Below are 20,224 nucleotides of genomic sequence, written 5' to 3'. Positions count from 1 at the left end.
GACGGTGCCAGTGTGCCGATGGTTCCAGGCTGGCGGAGCGAAAGCTGACCGAAAGGATTCAGATTCCTTGTAGGAGCATGCTTCTTGATTCAGTCTTCCTGATCCGGCGGCAGGTAGCCCAGCTGGATCAGCTCGTTACCGTTGCGTGATGTCAGCCAGCCCCGGCCGGGTGGCAGCGGCTGCGCCTTGATGTTGCCCAGCAGCGGGCCCTCCTCCGGGCGCCCGGACATCAGGATGCCCGGCGAGGCCAGGTCCCTGATTCTGGCGACGACCGGGTCGTACATGGCCCGGGAGGCGCCACCGGTGCGCCGGGTCACCACGATGTGCAGGCCGACGTCACGGCCCTGGGTGAGGAACTCCAGCAACTGGACCAGCGGGTTCTGGTGCGAGCCCGCCGACACCAGGTCGTAGTCGTCGACCAGGATGAACAGCTCCGGGCCGCTCCACCAGCTCCGCTTGCGCAGCTGCTCGGGGGTGACGTCGGAGCCGGGCAGCCGCTTGTTCATCACGCCCATGGTCAGCTGGACCATGTCCCCGACCTTGGCCTGCGTGGTGGTGTAGGAGATGAGGTACTCCTCCGGCACCAGCCCGAGCATGCTCCTGCGGAAGTCGACCAGGGCGATCTGGGCCTCCTTCGGCGAGTAGCGGGCCATGATGCCGGTGGCCAGCGCCCGCAGGAACGAGCTCTTGCCGGACTCCACGTCACCGAAGAGCACCAGGTGCGGTTCGGCTGCGAAGTCCAGGTAGACCGGCTGCAGGTCGCGCTCGGCGATGCCGATCGGCACGGCCTTGCGATCCGGCTCGGCGGCGGGCAGCTCCTCGTAGGGCAGCAGCGCGGGCAGCAGCCGCACCACCGAGGCCCTCGGTCCCCGCCAGGCGCCGTTGACCATCTCGACCAGGTTCTGCGTTCCCTCGGTGAGGTTCTCCGCGGTCTCCTTCGAGTCGATCCTCGGCACCCCGGCCAGGAAGTGCATCGCGTCCGGGGCGAGACCGCGGCCGGGCGACTGCTCCGGCACCGCAGAGGCCTGCCTGCGGCCGATGACCGAGTCGGTCGCGTCACCCATGCGCAGCTCCACCTTGGTGCCGAACATGTCGCGGATGTTCATCCGCAGGTCCATCCACCGGTTGCACGCCACGAGCAGGTGCACGCCGAAGGCCAGACCGCGGTTGACCAGCTCCGACAGCGCGGGCTCCAGGGTCTCGAACTCCGTGCGGATGGTCGCCCAGCCGTCGATGACCAGGAACAGGTCGCCGAAGCGGTCCTCGGGGAAGCGACCGGCGCGCAGCATCTGCCGGTAGGTGGCCATGCTGTCGATGCCCAGGTCGGCGAAGCGCTGCTCCCGCTCGGCGAGCAGGCTCTGCGCCTCGGCCACCGAGCGCCGCACCTGGTTGCCGTCCCGCCGCGTCGCGACACCGCTGACGTGGGCGAGCGAGCGCAAAGCGGTCAGACCGCCACCGCCGAAGTCCAGGCAGAGGAACTGCACTTCGCGCGGGGTGTGGGTGAGCGCGAGGCTGCCGATGATCGTGCGCAGCGCGGTGCTCTTGCCGCTGTGCGAACCACCGGCGACGGCGATGTGCCCACCTGCCCCAGCCAGCTCCAGCCAGTAGGTGTCGCGGCGCTGCTCTGCGGGCCGGTCGATGACGCCGACCACGGCGCGCAGCGCCCCGCGCGGTTCGAGCGCGGAGGAGGTCAGCCCGCGTTCGGGGTCCACGGTCAGCGGGCCGACGAGCTGGTCGAGCGTCGGCGGCGCGTCCAGCGGCGGCAACCACACCTGGTGGGCGGGCCGCCCCTTGCCTGCGAGCCGGTCGACCAGGACGTCCAGCAGGGTCTCGCCGATCTCCTCGCTGGTGTCCGGCTTGGCCTGCTCCACCGGCTTGTCCGCCAGGCGGGGGCGCAGGTAGCGGGTCGAGTAGTCCTGCACCGGGTCGATCTCACGGCCCTCGTCGTCGACGAGCCGCTGGCCGCCCTTGTGGTGCACCCCGGAGACGTAGGCCGCGCGGAAGCGGACCAGGTCCTCGGTGCCGGTGCGCAGCAGGCCGTTGCCGGGTGCCCTCGGCAGCTGGTGCGCGTCCGGAACGCCGAGCACCGCGCGGCTCTCCATCGCGGAGAACGTGCGCAGACCGACGCGGTAGGACAGGTGCGAGTCCAGGCCGCGCAGCCTGCCCTCGTCCAGTCGCTGCGAGGCCAGCAGCAGGTGCACGCCCAGCGACCGGCCGACGCGGCCGATCTGGACGAACATCTCGATGAAGTCCGGCCGCGCGGTGAGCAGCTCGGAGAACTCGTCCACGATCACCAGCAGCGCGGGCAGCGGGTCGAGCGGGGCGCCCGCGGTGCGCGCCTTCTCGTAGTCGCGCTGGTTGGCGTAGTTGCCCGCCTTCCGCAGCAGCTCCTGCCTGCGCATCAGCTCGCCCTGGATCGCGTCGAGCATGCGGTCGACGAGGTGCAGCTCGTCTTCCAGGTTGGTGATCACCGCGCTGGTGTGCGGCAGTTTGTCCAGCTTGGTGAAGGTCGCGCCACCCTTGAAGTCGGTGAGCACGAAGTTGAGGATCTCCGGGTCGTGGGTGATCGCCAGCGCCAGCACCAGGGTGCGCAGCAGCTCCGACTTGCCGGAGCCGGTGGCCCCGACCAGCAGGCCGTGCGGGCCCATGCCGTCGTGGGCGGACTCCTTGAGGTCGAGCTCCATCGGCCTGCCGTCGGCGGTGAGGCCGATCGGCACCCGCAGCCGGTCCCGGTTGGACCTGGCCGCCCAGGTCTGCCCGACGTCGAGCTGGTAGGGATCGCCGAGCCCGAGCAGGTCGGTCAGCTCCAGCGAGGTCGACAGCGGCTGGTCACCGCTGGCCAGCGCGGACAGCCGCATCGGCGCCAGGCTCCTGGCCAGGCCGAGCATCTCCTCCACGGAGAGCGCGTCGGCGGTGCCGATAGCGGCCTCGCCGTCCATCGTCCTGCTGCGCATCGCGCCGTCGGAGTCGATGTCCAGGACCAGGGTGGTGGAGTCGAGCACCCTCGGCGGGGTCTCGGAGAGGTTGAACACCGTCACCCCCTCGACACCGCCCTCGATCATCAGGTGCTCGGAGCTGGCGGTGTTGCCGCCGTCCACGAAGGCGACCAGCTGCGCGGAGCCCTCGATCGGCATCGCGCCGGGGTTGAACCGGGGCCGGTTGGCCAGCACGTCGTCGAGCATCGCCTCCAGCGCGGTGACCGCGGAGGCCACCAGCCGGATCTGGCCGACGGCGTCGGTCTTGCTGTCGTGCAGCGCGTGCGGCAGCCACTTCGCCCACTCCCACAGCGGCCGTTCCTCCTGCCGTGCGCAGACGGCGACCAGGATCTCGCCGGGCGCGTGGAAGGTGACCAGCTGCGCGACGACCGCCCTGGCGAAGGCGCGCTTGCGGTCCTCGTCCCCGGTGACGTAGATCCGGGAGAAACCCCGCAGCGCCACCGCGATCGGCAGGTCGGGCACGGTGGAGTAGCGGTTGACGAACTTGCTCAGCGCCATCGCCGACATCGGTTCGAGCTCGTCGACCGGCTTGGTCTCCGGTGGCACCAGCGGGGTGGCCAGCGCCTGGCTGCCGAGACCGATCCGGACGACGGAGAAGTCCCACTCGTGCGGTCTGCGCTCCCACAGCCGCGCGCTCTGCACGGTCGACCAGAGCCGGTCGGGGTTGGGGTGGCGGTAGAACATCGCCAGCCGCTGCCGCTCGATCGTGTCGCGCACCTGGGCGCGTTGCTTGCTGAGCTTGCGCAGGTAGGAGCGGCGGTTCTGGGCCATCTCCTGCTTGCTCGCGCCCTGCCCCTGCTGGCTCAGGATTTGGTAAAGCACCATGCCCAGCGCCGCGGTGCCGTAAAGGCCACCCGCGACATACATGAGAGGTCCTCGGTTTCCGCCGGCGCCGATCAACAGCGCCATACCGGCGGTACCCGCGAGCATGGGCAGGATCATCATGGCGCGACCCCAGCCCTTGCCGCCGGGGGGCGGATTCTCCGGTGGTGGCTCGAGAACCACCTCACCCGAGGGGAGCTCGGGCGCCGCCCGGCGCTCCGGCCTCCTGACGATGATCGTTGCCAAAACCTGAACCTTCTCCCGAAAATCCTGGTGCTGAAACGGCCGCGGTATTGATGGGGCAAACTACCCCGGTGATTGTCTGTGCTGCCCGCCCCCGCGAATCACGGTCTCATTGTGCCCGGTATGCCCGATCCATTTGTGGGAGGTGCGCATGACGATGCCCGCACGGGGTGCCACCCTGGCCAAGGTGACGGTCGTGACCCCCAAGCGCACGATCGACGTGGCCCTGCCCGAGGACGTCACCGTCGCCGAGCTCCTGCCCTACCTGCTGCGTCACGCGGGCGAGGACGCGGCTGACGAGGGCGAGCGCCACGGCGGCTGGGTCCTGCGACGGCCGACGGGGGAGGCGCTGGACGGCCAGCGCCCGCTGAGCGCGCAGGAGGTGCGCGACGGCGAGATCCTGCACCTGGGTCCCGGCCAGGCGGAGTGGCCGGAGATCTCCTACGACGACCTGGTGGAGGCGATCGCCAGCGGTTCCCGCCGCTTCGGCCGCAGCTGGGGCAACACCGCGACCCGCCGCTGCGGGCTCGCGCTGGCCACGGCGATCCTGCTCGCCGGATCACTGGGCGGTCTGCTCTTCCAGCCACCGTGGCTGGTCCCCGGCATCATCATGCTTTCGGGTGGTGCCGTGCTCATGGCGGTCGGCGTGACCATCGCCAGGGCCGTGCCGGACGCGTGGGCCGGAGTCGTCTTCGCGGGCGGCTCGCTGCCCTACGCCTTCATCGGCGGCTACCAGCTCACTGCGGCCAACCACATGCCTCTGCTCGGCTTCGGCTCGACCCAGCTGCTGCTGGCGGCGATCGCGCTGCTGGTCTTCGGCGTGGTTGGTTACGTCTCCATCGCCGTGGCCGGGCGGGTGTTCGTCGCCGCCATCCTCACCGGGGTGCTCGGCGCGCTCGGCGCGCTCCTGGCCGGCTCGATGACCGCGGGCGGCGCGGCGTCAGTGGTGCTCGCGGTGGGCATCGGCCTGCTCCCGGGCTACCCGATGCTGGCGATGCGCATCGGCAGGTTGCCGCTGCCGGAGCTGCCGCAGCGCGCCGCCGACCTGGTCAAGGAGGACAGGCAGCCGCCGTCGCCGGTCGTGGTGGCCGCGGTCGGCCGCACCGACGAGGCGCTCTCCGGCCTGCTGCTCGGCGTCTCCCTCTGCAGCGTCGTGGCCTCGATGTACCTGATCTCCGAGGGCGGAGCCTCCCGGATCACCATGGCGGTCCTGGTCGCGCTCGCGCTGGTGCTGCGCGCCAGGTTGTTCCCCATCCCCCGCCAGAGGCTCCCGCTGCTGCTCTCCGGCGTGCTGGTGACGTTGATGCTCGCGGGTGGGTGGGTGTCGGTCGTGGACACCACGCTGGCCAGGGCGCTGCTGCTGCTCGGTGTCGTGGTGCTGGCCGGGTTGGTGGCGTTGTCCGCGCTGACCTACAGCAAGAAGGCGCCGTCCCCGTGGCTCGGCCGCTTCGCCGACATCCTGGACGTGGTCGCGCTGATCGCGCTGATCCCCTACGCCGGCTACATCACCGGCTTCTTCTTCTACGTGCAAGGACTGATGGCCTCGGTCGGCTGAGGCCTCGACCGACGACCCCACCCAGCGAAGGACGAGCGTGGCTACCCGACGCGACCAGCTCCAGGCGTACCAGTTCATGATGCAGCGGGTGATCTCCGCGGTGATGCTGCGCGAGACCGACCCCGAGCAGACCCCGCTGCGCCGCGGCGTGGGCGCGGTGTTCGCGGGCGTGATGATCGCGGTGCTGGTCGCGGCCGGGTACGGCATCTACGGCATCTTCACCGGGATCGGCGGCACCTCGTGGAAGCAGCCGGGCGCGGTGATCATCGAGCGGGAGACCGGGGCGACCTTCGTCTACCTGCCCGGTGCGGGCGCGGACGCGCAGCCGAGCCTGCAACCCACGCTGAACTACACCTCCGCGAGGCTGCTCAGCGCGGGCGGGACCACCACGTCGGGCCCGTACCGGGTGTCCGCCGCCGACCTGGCGGGCATCGCGCGCAGCGGCGCGACGGTGGGCATCCCCGGGGCTCCGATGTCGCTGCCCGACGCCAAACAGGCCCTGACCGAACCGTGGACGACCTGCTCGGTGCTCGGCGACAACGGCACCGGTGGGCTGACGCCGACCACCACGCTGATGGTCGGGGCCGGTGTGCCCGGCAGCACTCCGCTCGGTGAGCGCGGCCTGCTGGTGCGCGACGAATCCGACCGCAGCGTGCACCTGGTCTGGCACAACCACCGCTACCGGATCGCGGGCACCTCACCCGAGCCGCTGCTGCGCTCGGTCTTCGGTGCCCAGAGCATGATCGAGCCGGTCGGCGCGGCCTGGCTCAACGGCCTGCCCGCGGGCCAGGACATCGGGCAGATCCAGGTGGACAACCAGGGCCAGAACTCCACCGTGCTGACGGGCCGCAAGGTCGGGGACATCGTCTTCCACCAGGTCGGCAACGGCGTGCAGAACTACCTGGTGCGCACCGACGGTCTCGCGCCGATCAACGACTTCCAGGTGCGCATCCTGCGCGGCCAGTACTCGGTGCAGCCGGTGGAGGTCTCCGCGGCCGCCGCGACCGCGGCCCCGAGCAGCAAGGCGCTGGAACCGACCCCCGGCACGGCGGCCCTTCCCGCGCAGCCGCCCGCGCTCGCGGTGGTCGGCGACAACGGCAAGGCCCCGGTGTGCTCGCGGGCGGTAAACGCCAAGTCCGCGCCGGAGGTCTCGCTCGGCGGCCGGGCCGACGCCCTGGCCAACGGCCTGGCGACGCGGGCGCAGACGCAGGGCGGCACGAAGCTGGCCGACCGCGTGCTGCTGCCGCCCGGCGGAGTGGTGATCGTGCGGGCGACGGCATCGGACCGGGTGGACGGCGGGGCGCTCAACATCGTCACTGACCTGGGCATCCGCTACCCGGTGCCCAGCGCCGAGGTGCTGGGCAAACTCGGCTACTCCCCCGCCTCCGCGGTGTCGATGCCCGCCTCGCTCGTGCAGCGCATCCCGGTGGGTCCGACCCTGGACCCGAGCATGGCTGGATCGGTTCACAGCGCGGGCTGAACGCACGCTAAACCCGAATAACTTTTCCATCGGAACTGAAGAGTCGAGGCTTCAACCTGCGGTTAAGCTTGTTCTAGGGTCCGGTGGAACCGCGCACCCCCACGGTGCGTCGGAGAATGTGAACGACTCGCTGATTCCAAGATCGAAGGTGACCAGCCCGTGTCGGAAGCCAAGCTCACAGAAGACATGATGATCAAGCTCGAGAAGGCCATCGAGCAGACCGGTAACGACTCGCTTGAGATCATGAACAAGATCCGGCAGGACTACATGAGCAACGTCGGTGGCTCGTGGACCGGTCCGGCGGCCAACGCGGCGCTGACGAAGCAGGAAGACTTCAGCGACGAGTGGAAGCGGATCCAGGAGATCCTGACCAAACTGCTCAACGGTGTCACCCAGACCAAGAACCGGGTGCTGGACTTCTCCGAGGAGCAGAAGCGCAACTTCGAGGCGCTGAACCTGGGCGACGACGGCAAGCTCTTCAACAGCCGCATGGGCTGATGCCCCGTCCAGTGACGCTCTGCCAGCCACTCAACCAGCGAAGATCAGACTCGAAGGTGGAAGACCAATGAGCCAGCCCATCGGTTACAGGTTCGGTGAAGTCGAGACGCTCGGCGCCAACACCCGGACCCACGCGCAGGCGCTGAAGGAGGCGTTCGCCGCCCTGATGCGCGAAGCCCAGTCCATCTGCGGTGACGCCTGGAAGGGTGCCGCGATGGGGGCGTTCGAGCAGGCCCAGATCGAGTGGAACCAGATGGCCGACGGCATGGGCAGCGCCCAGGAGAACTTCGGCCAGAAGACCACGCTGGGCTCCCAGGACATGCAGTCCCTGGACCAGTCCCTGACCGGACTCTTCTAAGCGAGAAGTCCGGTCCCACCCCGCGCGGGTGGCTCTCCTTTACCCACCCTGGCCCCGCCGCCATCCGGACCCCGAGGGACGAGCACCGTGCGGACGAACCCGTCAGCTGTTCCCAGCGCGCCCGCCGAAGAGTTCGGCGGGCGGCTGGGGCAGCTCGTCCTCGGGGTGCTCGACGGGATCGGGTGCCAGCCCGCTGCGCCAGCCGCGGCGGCGGCCCTTCGGCCAGAAGATCGCCAGCGCGATCACCAGTCCGGCCATCCCCACCCCGATGCCCGCGGCGCCGAAGCCCCACGCCCTCGCGTGGTCCTCGGCGGCCGTGCGCGCCTTCTCCTCGGCGGAGGGCTCCTCCTGCTTCAACGGCGGCAGGACCGCGGGGCCTCCCTTGGCCATCTGATCGATCACCGCCTGGTACGGGTTGACGATGCCGTCCCCGTAGACCCGCAGGTCCGGCCCCACGTTGGCCGGGGTGGTCGTGGCCCGCAACCGCTTCACGACCTCGGCGTTGGACAGGGTCGGCCAGTACGCGCGCACCAGTGCCGCGGCCGCCGCGACGTAACCGGCGGCGAAGGAGCTCCCGCCCCCGGTCGCCAGCCCGCCTCCGGGCGCGGTCGTCAGCACGTTCAGCCCCGGCGCGACGATGTCGATCTTGCTGGCGGCCGGTGCGAGCAGGCCGCCCTCGTCGATCGCGCCGACCGCGAGCACACCGTCCTGGGAAGCCGGGTAGGTCGGCTTGCCCGCGTACGGACTGTCGCCACCAGCGGGCTCACCCGTCGCCGCGACCACGACGGCGCCCTTCGCGAGCGCGTTCTGCACCGCCTGCCGCAGCTGGGCGCTGTCCTCACGAGCGACCTCCGCCACCGCGATCACCGAGGCCCCCTTGCCCACCGCCCAGTCGACGGCTTCGGCGAGCAGACCGGGCTCGACGGCCTTCGGCGGCCCTCCCGAGGTGTAGCTGTCCGCGACGACCTTGGCCGAGAGCAGCGCGACGTCCGGCGCGACGCCGTGAAAACCGACGCCCGTGGAGCTGGCGGCGGCGATGATGCCCGCGACGCCGGTGCCCGTGCCCATGCAGTCCGGCTTGCCGCTGGCGTTGCGGCCGTCGGCGCGGGCGAGGGTGGTCGAGTCGGCGACCTTGCCGGAGAGCAGCGGGTTGTCCCCGGTGCCGGTGCTGATCACCGCGACCTTCTGCCCGGAGCCGGTGGTCATCGGCCAGGCGCGCTCCGGCGCGAGCAGGCGCTGCGGCCACGGAACGGAGCGGATGTCGGAGCCGCCGGTGACGCACTGCTGCTGTGCGGTCACGGTGGCGGGAGCGGCGAGCAGGCCTGCGGAGAGCACGGCCGACGCGAGAAGCACGCGGCCGATGCGCTTGGCGTTCACGGCGGCGATAATAGGATAATGGCCCAGGGGCGCCAAGCCGGCGACCCGAGAACACGGCGCGCGTCAAGGGAGGGCAGCATGGATTACTCGATGCCAGGTGACAACTTCTTCGAGAGCATGCTGGAGCAGTTGCAAAAGACGACCGCCGCCATTCCACAGACCCAGCAACGGATGCTGGACATCAACGGCACCGCCTGGTCGGACGACCGGATGGTGAAGGTCGTGGTCGGACCGCGCGGCCAGCTGGTCGATCTGGAAATCGATCCGAGAGTTTTTCGCAAGCCGGACGCGGCTGAACTGAGAAGCAAGATTTTGAATACCTCCAACGCGGCGGTCAAGGACGCGACCGAGCAGGCGCAAGATATTATGGGCGAGCATTTCCCCCCGGAGATGCGTGAGCTGCAGAAGCTCGCAGGTGGCGGAACCTTCGATGAGGAGGACCCGCTGGCGAACGTCTTCCGCAGCGACGCCGAGGTCTATGCCGAACGGAAGGAGAAGAAGAAATGAGTGGAAACCTTCGCGTACTCCTCGAGCAGCTGGAGTCCCTGGGCAACCGCATCTCGCAGGCGGGCAAGGACTTCGGCACCGCCTCCGTCGACAACGCCAAGCGCGGTCACGAGACGGAGAGCGACCCCAAGACGTTCGGCAAGGACAAAATCGGTTTGGCGATGAACAACCCGAACCAGTACAAAGACGGCACCGCCACCGAGATGGGCACTGCGGGCCAGGAGGTCGGCAAGGTCATCTCGGACATCGGGACCTACATGGTCCAAGCGGCGGGCGAGTTGCGCTCCGGCGAGCAGGACAACGAGAAGCAGCACGGCTCGAAGTAGGCCCGAGCACGAGGCCTACGCGCACGTCTCCGAACACATCAGAATAGCTGATCGGCACGGAGACGTGCCTTTTTATCTTTTCACTTTGAGGGTCTGGGGTGCCTGGTGGGGAACTTTGTCGACTCGGCTGTCGACCCCTTCGCCTACGCGATGCAGGATTTCGCGAAGAAGGTCGACAAGTACGTCGACGAGTTCCGCGCCTGGGCGTCCCATCTCGGCGTCTGGGTGCCGCCGATCAACATGACCATGGTGGTCAACGGTCTGCTCGGTGACTACCCCGAGGCCGACGCGGACCTCTCGGCCGAGCTCGCCAAGCACTACTTCGACGAGTCGAACCGCATCACGGAGTTCAGCGAGGAGCTGCTGCGGATCAGCTCCGAGATGGAGTTCAACTTCGAGGGCGCGACGGCGTACGCGATCAACGAGAAGGTCGCCGAACTGCAACGCAGCCTCTACGACCTCTCCCAGGCCATGAGCAAGGTCGGCATGGGAGTGATGAACTTCAACTCCCAGGTCGTGCTCATGAAGAGCATGTACCAGGCCAACCTCATCTTGCTCGTCACCGAGGTGATCCGGGCGATCGCCGTTGCGATTCCGTCCGTGGGCGCCTCCCTGGCCACCATTCCCGCCACGTTCGTCGCGCGCACCCTCACGGCCAAGGCGATCGCCAAGGAGGCCCTGGAGGCGATCACGCGGATCGTCGCGCGGGGTGGCCCGATCCGCTCCGTCACCCTCGGTGGACTCAAGGCAGCGGGGCGCCAGGCGCCGCGAGTGATCGCCAAGACCATCGCCATCACGATCCCGAAGCTCGTCGCCAAGGGCGTCGGCAAGGCCGCGGTCAAGGTCGCGACAGTCACCGCCGCCGGGGCGAGTCACCTCGTCGCCGGCGCGGTGAACCTGGTGAAGAACCCGATGAACCTGGTGCGCGGCGCGGGCAGGGGGCTGGCCAGGGTCGGCAACGTGGTCCGGCCGTCGACGATCGCCGGGCGCGGTGCCGCGCAACGGGTGCAGCACGAGCTGGCGCAACGGCTGATCACCGAGGCCGTGCGAGAGACCGCCCAGCGTGGCGGGGGGCTGCTCGCCAGGGCACAGGCACGCAGGGCCATCACGGCGCGGGTGATGAGCACGGCGACGAACAGGGAGGTCGCCCGGCTCGCCGCGGCGCGGTTCGCCGGGCGAGAGCTGCCGCAGACGGCGCTGGAGCCCGCGCTGCGCAGGCAGCTGGTCAACCAGATGGAGCGGAGCCTGGCCAACACGAGCGCGCGCCGCGAGCTGTGGCAGCGCGTCAAGGGCTACGGTCTCCGCTCCGCCCTGCTCTACGGTGTGGGCACCGACGTCGTGGCGCAGGTCGTGACGGGTGCGCGCACCAACGGCTTCTACGAGTTCAACCCACTGGCGACCGCGCAGGCCTTCGTCGGCGCGGCCCTCGGTGGTGCTCCGCTCGGCATGGCCAACCGGACCATGGGCTACCTCACGCTCGGTGCGGCCGGTGGTATCGCCGGCGCGTACGCCTCCTACGGCGTGCAGGAACTCGCGATCAGCATGGGAGCCGCACCCGCGGACGTGATCGCGCAGCGCGCGGCACGCGGCAACCTCCCCGCCGAGGAGCTGTCCTCGGAGAACCTCTGGCAGGCGGCCGTCGGTGGTGCTCTCGGTGGTACCTGGGAGCAGGTCATCGGCGAGCGCAGCTGGGCCGAGGCCCGGATGAGCGTCCAGGACTTCAACCTCGCACGCCAGTCGATGGGGCAGATCGCCTCCGTCTCCGACCTGATCGGCTCGGTCGCCCAGCCCGTCAGCCCGCCGGACCCGTCGGTCATCGGGGGTGGCGGGCACACCGGTGGTGGCCAGACCGGTGGTGGGCAGACCGGTGGTGGGCAGCCCAACACCGGCGGCAGGACGGGCGAGAACGTCCCCGCTCAGCGCGGCGGCGAGAGCGAGCAGAGGCGCGTCGCCGAGCCGGGCCAGCCGACTCCGCAGCAGCAACAGCAGCAGAGCCCGGACACCTCGCAGGGCCAGGGTGAAGGGAACACCCGGACCCCGGAGCGCACCGAGGAGACCCGCAGGCCCAACCCCTCCCCCGAGAACGAGGCCCAGGCACGGCCCGAGCAGCAGGGGCAGCAGGCGCGGCCCGAGGGCGAGCGCGCCCCCGACACCAACACGAACACGAACACCGGCGAAGCCAACACCGGCGGCCGCGGCGAGGCGCAGAACCAGTCCGGCGAGGCGAACACCGGCGAGAGCAACACCGGTCAGACCGACCCCGACGGCACCCAGGGCACGGACCCCGGTTCCCGCGGCACCAACGAATCCGGCGACCCGAACACGACCGATCCGAACACGGCCGACCCGAACACGACTGACCCGAACACCGGGGAAACCACCGGCAACGACCCTGACAGCAACAACACCAACAGCAGCAACACCAACAGCAGCGACCCCGACGGCGGCGACCAGCGGCGCGGCAGCAGCACCATCGGCGACACCCAGCAGGCGCCCGAGCAGACGCTGGAGACGCCGGAAGACCGGATGGCGGAGTTCACGACGGAGGGCGAGAACACCGAAGCCCCCGTCGTGCACTCCGAGGAGATGACCAAGGCCTCCTTCTCGGCAGCCATCGAGGATCTCCAGAACCGCGGCACTCTCACGATCGACACCGACTCGCGCGGCAGGCCCGTCAGCATCACCGCCACCTCCGAGGACGGGACCGTCGTCAAGGTGACCCTCGCGGTCGACCCGGACCTGCCGCCCGGTGCCGTCCGCGCCGTGCCCGGCAGCTTCGAGCTGACCCCCAACGGCTGGGTGCAGACCAGCCCTGCGCAGATCCACCTGTCCACGGCCATCGCGAGCGACCCCCTGGGCATGATCGCGCACGCCAAGGCCCAGATGGACCGGGCGCTGCGGGTGCTGTGGACCAGCAGCCCGGTGGTGGAGGCCGGCAACGTCGGCCCCGGCAACGGAAGGGCTACCCCCGCCGACCCCGATGTCGCCAGGGAGGGCGAGAGCTGGCACACGGTGCCGCGCGCCGTTCAGGTCGAAGCCCCCAAGACCTCGCCGGAGAACGCCGCCGACAGCGACACCGACGACTCGGACCGCTCTCTGCAGGTGCTGTCCGAGGAGGTGCAGCGGCTGCAGAACGGTGAGCAGACGGGCTCCCCGGACGGCAGCCCGAGGCCGATCGCGGTCACCGGTCACGCCAAGACCACGGTCCCGTCGGCGAAGAGGGCGGCACTGGCGTTCGTCCAGCAGGAAGAAGAGCCGCGGCTGAGCACGCTGCTCGTGCACTACTCGACCGGCACCCGCATCGCGGTCGACGTCGTGGTGGACTTCGAAGCCGACCACGTCGTGGTCGACGCCGGTGACTGGATCGGCCTGCACGACGGGACGATCGCCCAGCAGAGCACCGCGCGGGTCACCATCCCGGCGACGGCAGACGCGGCGCAGATGCGCTCCTACATCGACACCGCGCTGCGCGAACTGCACGACACCGTGCCGGGCAACGACCCCGACGGCGCCCTGCCGCACGCCAGGACCTCGCACAACGCCGAGAGCACCTCGGGCGAGACCAAGACCAAGCCGCTCGAGGACAAGGTCGAGGTCAGCGCCGACTCGGAGTACCACCAGGAGTTCGACGGCGACCTCGTCGACGCGGTCCGCAGGCTCGTCGGGCAGACGGCCACCGATCCCGACACCGGTGCCGCGCTCCCCGTGCGGATGGAGGAGGTCAGCGACGAGCTGATCCGGCTGCACTTCCCCGACGGCACGGTCGTCGACGCCCAGATCCGGACCGTCAACGACCTGCGCGCGGGCGGCATGCGGATCACGCCGCCGCGGCGGGTCGTCGTCGACGGCGTGCTGCGGCAGGCGACGCCGATGCTGATCGAGGTCTCCGGGTTCAGCCCGGACAACGCCGGTCAGCGCCGGATGATCGCGGGCGTGCTGATGCGCAAGGCGCTGATGCGCGCGCACGAGGTGGTCATGGGCGAAGGCCTGCTGGCCGACGGCGACGTCATGCTGCGCACCAGCCAGCGGGCCGCTCCGGTGCTCGCGGCCGTCACCTCCGCGGTGCCCTCCGCGCGAGTGACCTCGGACCCCGACGCACCCGGCGACCGCTCGCGCTACACGGTGCGGCTGGCGGGGCCGGAGCACAGCGACGACGTCCGGCGGATCATCCTCGCGATGGAGGCGAGCGGGCACACCCTCGTCGCCGACGAGCACGGTGACGGCCTGGTCAACGGCTGGACGGCGGGCGGGCTCGGGGTGAGCACCACGTGGCTCACCCCCGGCGGCGACACCGTCGTGCTGAACCTGGAGACCCCGGGCTCGCTCACCGCGCGGCTGACCGGGATCAGGACCGAGCAGGCGCTGGACGGCCTCGCCGAGGACGACCCGCTGCGCGAGGCTCTGGCCAAGCGGATGGAAGAGGTCTACCGGGCCGTACAGGTGCCCGACGGTGTCGCCGAGCTGAGCGCCCAGGGCGACTGGCGCGAGGACGCGGGCGAGCTGCTCTCCCGGCCCAGCGCCGAGCCGGAGGCGAAACCCCGGGACCGGGCGATCGAGGCGCTGAAGAAGGCCGCCGAGCAGGCCGGCGAGGGCGTCGACATGCTGAACGACCTCGCGCTGCCCGGCGACGGCCCTTTGGTGATCGCCGCGATGGCCCGGCTGCCCGAGACCGGTCACGCCGACGCCGCCCGCGACCTGCTGCAGCGACTGCACGGGCTCGGGCTGCAGCTGGACGGACCGATCGTCAACGCGTGGGCCGACGGCGACAGCGGCCTGGTGGCCCAGCTGCGCGACGTGCGGACCGGGCAGCTGGTGCGGCTGCGCCTGGTCACCCCGCAGGGCGCGGAAGCGCGCAGCGTCGCCAACGGGCTGACCAGGCTGGACAGCGAGGAGAGCCGCCTGCGCGAGGCGGTGGAGGAACTCGAGGCTACCCGGCGCGACCTCCAGCGGCGCGCGGCCGAGGGCACGCTCACCGAGGAGGAGATCGACCGCAGGGTCGAGAGGTTCCGCCAGGAGCTGGAGCAGCGGGAGGAAGCTCTCCGGCAGCAGGAGGCGAAGCGGGCCGAGGCCGCCGAGCCCTCGCTGCGGAACGCGCCGGAGCAGACCCCGGAACAGACCCCCGAGCAATCGGAGCAGTCCGAGAACGCGCAGGGCGATCCGCTGGCGCGCGCGCTGGCTGATCTCGAGCGCAGGCTCGAGCAGCTGGAACAGCGGCGGGCCCAGCAGGTCCTGGGGCGCACCGAGCTGGAACAGCGGCGGGACGAGCTGGCCGAGGCCAGCATCGTGCCGCGCGGCCTCGACAACGTACGGCCGGAGGTCACCCCGATCGTGCGTTCGGCCTACACGCAGGCCAAGGCGCCCGACTGGGTCGCCGACGCGGTCGACGGCGAGGCCGCCGCCGAGCGGCTCGGCGAGATCCCCGAGGACATGCCCGAGCTGTCGCTGGGCGCGATGGCGGTCTTCGCCGACTCCGCGGAGGAGAACAAGCGGATCACCGAGGCGCACCAGAAGGCCTTGCAGATCCGCGCCGACAACCTGCGTCATCTCGAGCAGCAGCGGGCGCTGCTCAGGCCGGCGGCGTCCCTGAGCTACGTCAAGGACTTCCGGGGCAACCTCCGGGAGCTGTCGAGGCTGCGCAAGCTCGCGCGGAAGGAGAAGTGGGCCGACACCAGCCGGCCGATCACCGCCGAGGAGCTGGTGGAGACCGGCGTCTACGAGGAGCTGGTCGACGCGGAGGCGTTGAAGCGCTGGTACGGCTTCAACGACGTGCGGGTGAAGAACGAGCAGACCCTGCTCGCCAAGCGGGACGCCCGCGTGCTCAACGAGATCGCGGAGAGCCGCGGCGAGTACGAGACCGCCGTGACCGGTCCGGTCGCCGTGCGCTGGGGCTTCGAGGACCTCGTCGCGACCGTGGGCGCGGACGAGGCGAAGCTCATGGGGCACCGCTTCGCCTACGAGAGCCCGATCGCGGCGTCGACCAACACCGAGCACGCCGCCGACAGCGCCTACGAGGCTGTTGTCTACGTGCCCGGCGACGCGCGGGTCGTGCACATCGGCTCGGACGGCTGGACGGCTGACACGCTGCTGCCAGCCGGCTCGGAGTTCGAGGTCGTCCGCGTCCGCGAGGTCAACGGCAAGATCCAGCTGCACATCGTGCTCATCGGCGGACCCGCGCTGGGCACCTCCGCGATGGACACCGCCGACGCCGACGCGGACAACGAGGACGAGAGCAACGCCGAGCGCGTGCTGCGCAACCTCTTCAACGCCATCGACCGGACCGCGGACGAGATCGAGCGCGAGGAGGAGCGCCTCCCGGACGGCGCCCTGCGGCCGCACGTCATGGTGACGCTGCCGGAGGAGGGCCACGCCGACCACGTCCGCGCCCTGCTGCGGGAGATGCAGGAGTTCTCCCTGCACCTGGAGGGGGCGATCGTCAACGGGTGGCCGGACGGCGACCCGGGACTGCGCTTCACCGTGCGCGACGTCCACACGGGCGAGCGGGTCGAGGTGCGGGTGGTCACCGAGGAGGGCGCCGACCTCCGCCGGATGACCAACACCATCGCCAGGCTCGAGGCGAAGGTGGGCGACAACAACGAGATGATCAACCAGCTCAAGGAGATCAAGAAGACCCTCCTCACCTCCCCCGGCACCGACGAGGAGCGGGCCAAGGCCCAGACCGAGCTGAACAACCAGCTGGACAAGCTCCAGAACCAGCAGGAGGTGGACGGCGCACGGCGGCTCCGGCTGCTCACCCAGCAGGACGCCCTGCGCGAGGCGCTGGTCACCCCGGACGGGGTCGAGTCCGTGCGCGCGCCCCGGCGGATGACCCGCGACGAAGCGGCGCTGCGCAACGAGACGGTGGACCTGGCCGTCGACGCCGACGAAGGCTCGGTCAAGCGGATGACCGACGCCTCCGGATGGACCATGGGCATCGACCGCTCGTGGCGGATCACCGATGCCGACATCGACGCGCTGCACGGGCTCACCGGCGTCGGGTACGACGTGCGCAACAACGCCTACCGAGCGGTGATGGCGGGGCGTCCGGTCGAGGAGCGCACCGAGCCGGTCACCGGCGACGAGCTGTTCGCCACCGGGCTCTACGCGGACGCCAGCGGCCGCTTCAGCGAAGCGATGCTGCGGCGGGAGGCCGCCAAGGACGCCGAGTACCTCAACGGCGCCGCCGAGGTCTTCGACAAGGTCAAGCCGACGAAGAAGCCGGTGAAGCTGTACTGGGGCTACGACAACCTCGAACTGCTGGTCGGGCAGTACGGCGACCCCGGCGAGCTGCACGGCAGGCGGTTCACCAACCACGCGCCCACGTCGACCTCGGTCGTTCCGGTCAGATCCGGGCACCCGCACCGGGCCAACGTCTACGTGCCGAGCGGGCACAAGGTCATCCACATCGGAGACCTGTCCGGGACCCCCTCCGAGCGCGAGGCGCTGCTGGCCGCCGGCGCGGAGTTCGAGATCATCGACACCCGCGTGGTCAACGGCGAGCTCGTGCTCGATCTGCTGCTCGTCGGCACCGCCGCGAGCCCCTCCGAAGCGACGCAAACGTTCGTCCGTCCGGACGAGAGCTCGCGGGAAACCCCCGAAAGTGTCGCGCTCGACGACGCCGCGACCGAGCGGGCCATCGAGGTCCTGCGCGAGGCGTCGGCGCTCGCGCTGGGCGAGGGCAGGCCGGAGCTGGTCCCGAGCACCCTCGCCTCGATGGTGATGACGGGCACCGCGCCGCTGACCCCGTCCGGCACCGAACTGCTCTCCGCCGCACGCGACGTGCTCGACGCCGTGCGCGACCAGGAGCGGCTGCTGGCCGAGCGCGTGCACGCGGTGCGCGAGCTGCTGGGGCTGGCCAAGCTGGACGCGGCGACGACCGCCGCGGCCTCCACCACCGTCACCGAGCTGGACGAGCCCACCCGCGAGCTGGTCGGCAGGGTCGCGGAGTCGGTCGCACAGGAGATCTCCGACCTCACCGGACGCCCTGCCGAGGAGGCGCGGCGCATCATCCGGGACACCGTCGGGACGATGACCGTCCTGACGGACCCCGACACCGACGCGCGCGCCGTCGTCGACTGGTCCATCGGCGACGGACGGCTGGCCGTCCGGGTCGAGAACGGGGTCACCGTCGCCGAACTGGCGGGCCGCGTCGTGCACGAGGCCACCCACCTGCTCCAGGGCGATCCGCGCGGCCTGCCGACGGATGTGCTGCGCTCCATGGAGATCGAGGCGCACAAGGTCGAGCTGGCGCTGTACCAGTCGCTTCCGGCCTCGGTGCTCACCAGGGAACTGGCCCGGGTCGCGACGTGGACGCCGGACATGGTCGAGCGCGGCGCGGGTGCCATCCACCCGGCGGACAGCCCGCTGCTGGCCTCGCTGACCGACGGCGACAGTTCCCCGTGGCTCTCGCGCCGGGAGGACCCCCTGCGCGGCCTGGCCAACCGCGCCGACGACGTGATGCGCTCGGTGCTCCCCAGCGAGGGGATGACGCCTTCGGTCGCTCAGTTGCGCGGCCTGGTCGACAGCGTTCTGGAAGGCCCGGCCGGACAGCGCGTCCGGGTCTCCGAGGACGCGTTGAACGCCTTCGTCAACGCGCTCCCGGTGGTCGAGGGAACGCGCGGGGACACCTTCATCGCCTCCCCCAGGACGCGCTCGGCCGCGTTCGACGCCTACACCGCCGAGATGGCCCACTCCACCGAACCCGGCAGCGTGGGAGGTGCCCACAGGGAGAACCTGCGGCAGTTCGCCGCCGCTCAGCTGGCGGGGCGCTTCAGCAGGAACGAGGACGAGGTCACGCTGGAGCCGCTCGCCGACGGGCGCTCCTTCCGGGTGGTCGCCGACGGCGAGACGCTCGCCGTGCTCACCGTGCACAGCTCGATCGAGGACCTGGCCTTCCGCTTCTGGGCGAACGGGCAGCTGGCGGAGCAGGGCCGCACCAGCTTCGAGACGCCCGACTTCCTCGGGCTCGGTGTCGTGCACGGCCCGAACGACCTGCTGCTGGGCGTGTCCCTCACCGCGACGGCGCCCGGCGAGACGCTGGGCACGCTGATCCAGCGGGTGGCCGACAACCCCGGCGACGAGCAGGCCGTCGAGGACCTCAAGCAGGCGCTGGCGCTAGCGTCCAAGGCGCTCGCCGAACTGCACGCGCACACCCGCGAGGCCTCCGGCGAGGACGCCCCGGCCGGGGCGCACTGGCTCGGGCTCGCCACGGAGCTCGCCAACGCCGCCCACGAGCTGGCGGTGGCCGACGGCAACGGCGACCTGGTCAGCGGCGAGCTGGTCACGGCGCTGGCGAAGACCACGCGTCCGGCGGAGTTCCTGCCGAGCCGGTGGATGTCCGCGGTGAGCGGTGACGCTCCCGTCGACAACTTCCGCTTCTACCGGGACGAGCACGGCACCGGCAGGCTCGTCGTGCACGACAGCGCGGGTGAGACCGCCGCGGTCAGCAGCGACGTGGACGTCCGCAAGTTCGGCGACTCGCTCCGCTCCCACCTGGTCACCGCGGGCAGGCGCGACCTCGCCCAGGAGCTGGTCCGGCACTTCCGGGACTCCTACGACTCGGCGACCCGCGGGCTGGTGCTGGACGACGAGCTGGGCAACTACCAGAAGTTCGTCGCGGCGCAGCAGGTGCTCAGCGCCTACCGGGAGTTCAGCGAGACCGGCGACCGCACCGTTGTCGAGGACGCCGTGCGGGCGCTGCACGACCTGCTCGACCCGGGCCTGGCCACCGTGGCCGCCACCACCGTCACCGACCTCGACGCGGTGCGCGCGGAGATCGCCAGGGTCGCGGAGCTCGGCGTCGACGCGATCGCCGACGTGGTCGGCACCGCCAACGGCTACTCGCGGGAAGACATCGTCGACGAGATCCACCAGGTCGTCGAGACGATGACGGTCCTGCCCGACGGCACCACCCTCGCGGTGCTGAACTGGGAGAACGGACAGGTCTCCGTCCTGTTGGAGCCCGGCGTCACCGTCGGCGAGCTCGCCGGGCGCGTGGTGCACGAGGTCACGCACTGGTTGCAGGGCCCGCCGCAGGGGCTGAGCACGCTGGAGCTGCAGGAGCGC

The 20,224-nt window shown here is 70.7% G+C and carries 9 protein-coding genes (1 of these 9 cut by a window edge); 7 read left to right on the top strand and 2 right to left on the bottom strand.

Translation table 11 applies throughout. From position 1 onward, the window contains the following. Positions 1-89: 89 nt before the first annotated feature. Entirely contained in the window at positions 90-4,064 is a 3,975-nt protein-coding gene (gene eccCa, locus ABD798_RS19895; protein WP_344876952.1) for a type VII secretion protein EccCa, read from the bottom strand. A gap of 148 nt (positions 4,065-4,212) precedes the next feature. Here eccCa and eccD point away from each other — a divergent pair, with 148 nt between their 5' ends. The 4 genes from eccD to ABD798_RS19875 all read left to right on the top strand — a co-directional run bounded on the left by eccD (position 4,213) and on the right by ABD798_RS19875 (position 7,952). After that, on the top strand, positions 4,213-5,616 hold the full coding sequence (eccD, locus tag ABD798_RS19890; protein ID WP_344876950.1) for a type VII secretion integral membrane protein EccD: 1,404 nt from the start codon (positions 4,213-4,215) through the stop codon (positions 5,614-5,616). 37 nt (positions 5,617-5,653) lie between these two features. Further along, positions 5,654-7,096: a type VII secretion protein EccB gene (gene eccB / locus ABD798_RS19885; protein ID WP_344876948.1), complete on the top strand. Its 1,443-nt coding sequence runs from the start codon at positions 5,654-5,656 to the stop codon at positions 7,094-7,096. Positions 7,097-7,255: 159 nt separating this feature from the next. Next, positions 7,256-7,594: a hypothetical protein gene (locus tag ABD798_RS19880; RefSeq protein WP_344876946.1), complete on the top strand. Its 339-nt coding sequence runs from the start codon at positions 7,256-7,258 to the stop codon at positions 7,592-7,594. A gap of 67 nt (positions 7,595-7,661) precedes the next feature. Beyond that, positions 7,662-7,952: a WXG100 family type VII secretion target gene (locus tag ABD798_RS19875; RefSeq protein WP_344876944.1), complete on the top strand. Its 291-nt coding sequence runs from the start codon at positions 7,662-7,664 to the stop codon at positions 7,950-7,952. A 102-nt stretch (positions 7,953-8,054) separates the two neighbouring features. Here the strand turns inward: ABD798_RS19875 and ABD798_RS19870 are convergent, their stop codons facing one another. After that, positions 8,055-9,329 carry a S8 family serine peptidase gene (locus ABD798_RS19870; protein WP_344876942.1) on the bottom strand — a complete coding sequence of 425 codons (1,275 nt, stop codon included), beginning with the start codon at positions 9,327-9,329 and terminating at the stop codon, positions 8,055-8,057. Positions 9,330-9,407: 78 nt separating this feature from the next. Between ABD798_RS19870 and ABD798_RS19865 the strand changes: the two genes are divergently transcribed. The 3 genes from ABD798_RS19865 to ABD798_RS19855 form a co-directional block, all read left to right on the top strand. After that, on the top strand, positions 9,408-9,836 hold the full coding sequence (locus ABD798_RS19865; RefSeq protein ID WP_344876940.1) for a YbaB/EbfC family nucleoid-associated protein: 429 nt from the start codon (positions 9,408-9,410) through the stop codon (positions 9,834-9,836). Further along, the gene (locus ABD798_RS19860) at positions 9,833-10,162 is read left to right on the top strand and encodes a hypothetical protein (RefSeq protein ID WP_344876938.1); all 330 of its coding nucleotides are present in this window, start codon (positions 9,833-9,835) and stop codon (positions 10,160-10,162) included. Before ABD798_RS19865 ends, ABD798_RS19860 begins: the two co-directional genes overlap by 4 nt. Positions 10,163-10,267: 105 nt before the next feature. Next, on the top strand, positions 10,268-20,224 hold the 5' portion of the coding sequence (locus ABD798_RS19855) for a WXG100-like domain-containing protein (RefSeq protein ID WP_344876936.1). It continues 66,258 nt past the right edge of the window; only the first 9,957 of its 76,215 coding nucleotides appear in the window; it begins with the start codon at positions 10,268-10,270; the stop codon falls past the right edge of the window.

Origin of the sequence: Allokutzneria multivorans (assembly GCF_039537405.1) — a bacterium.
Lineage (GTDB): Bacteria > Actinomycetota > Actinomycetes > Mycobacteriales > Pseudonocardiaceae > Allokutzneria > Allokutzneria multivorans.
This window is presented reverse-complemented; position numbering and strand designations above follow the sequence as displayed.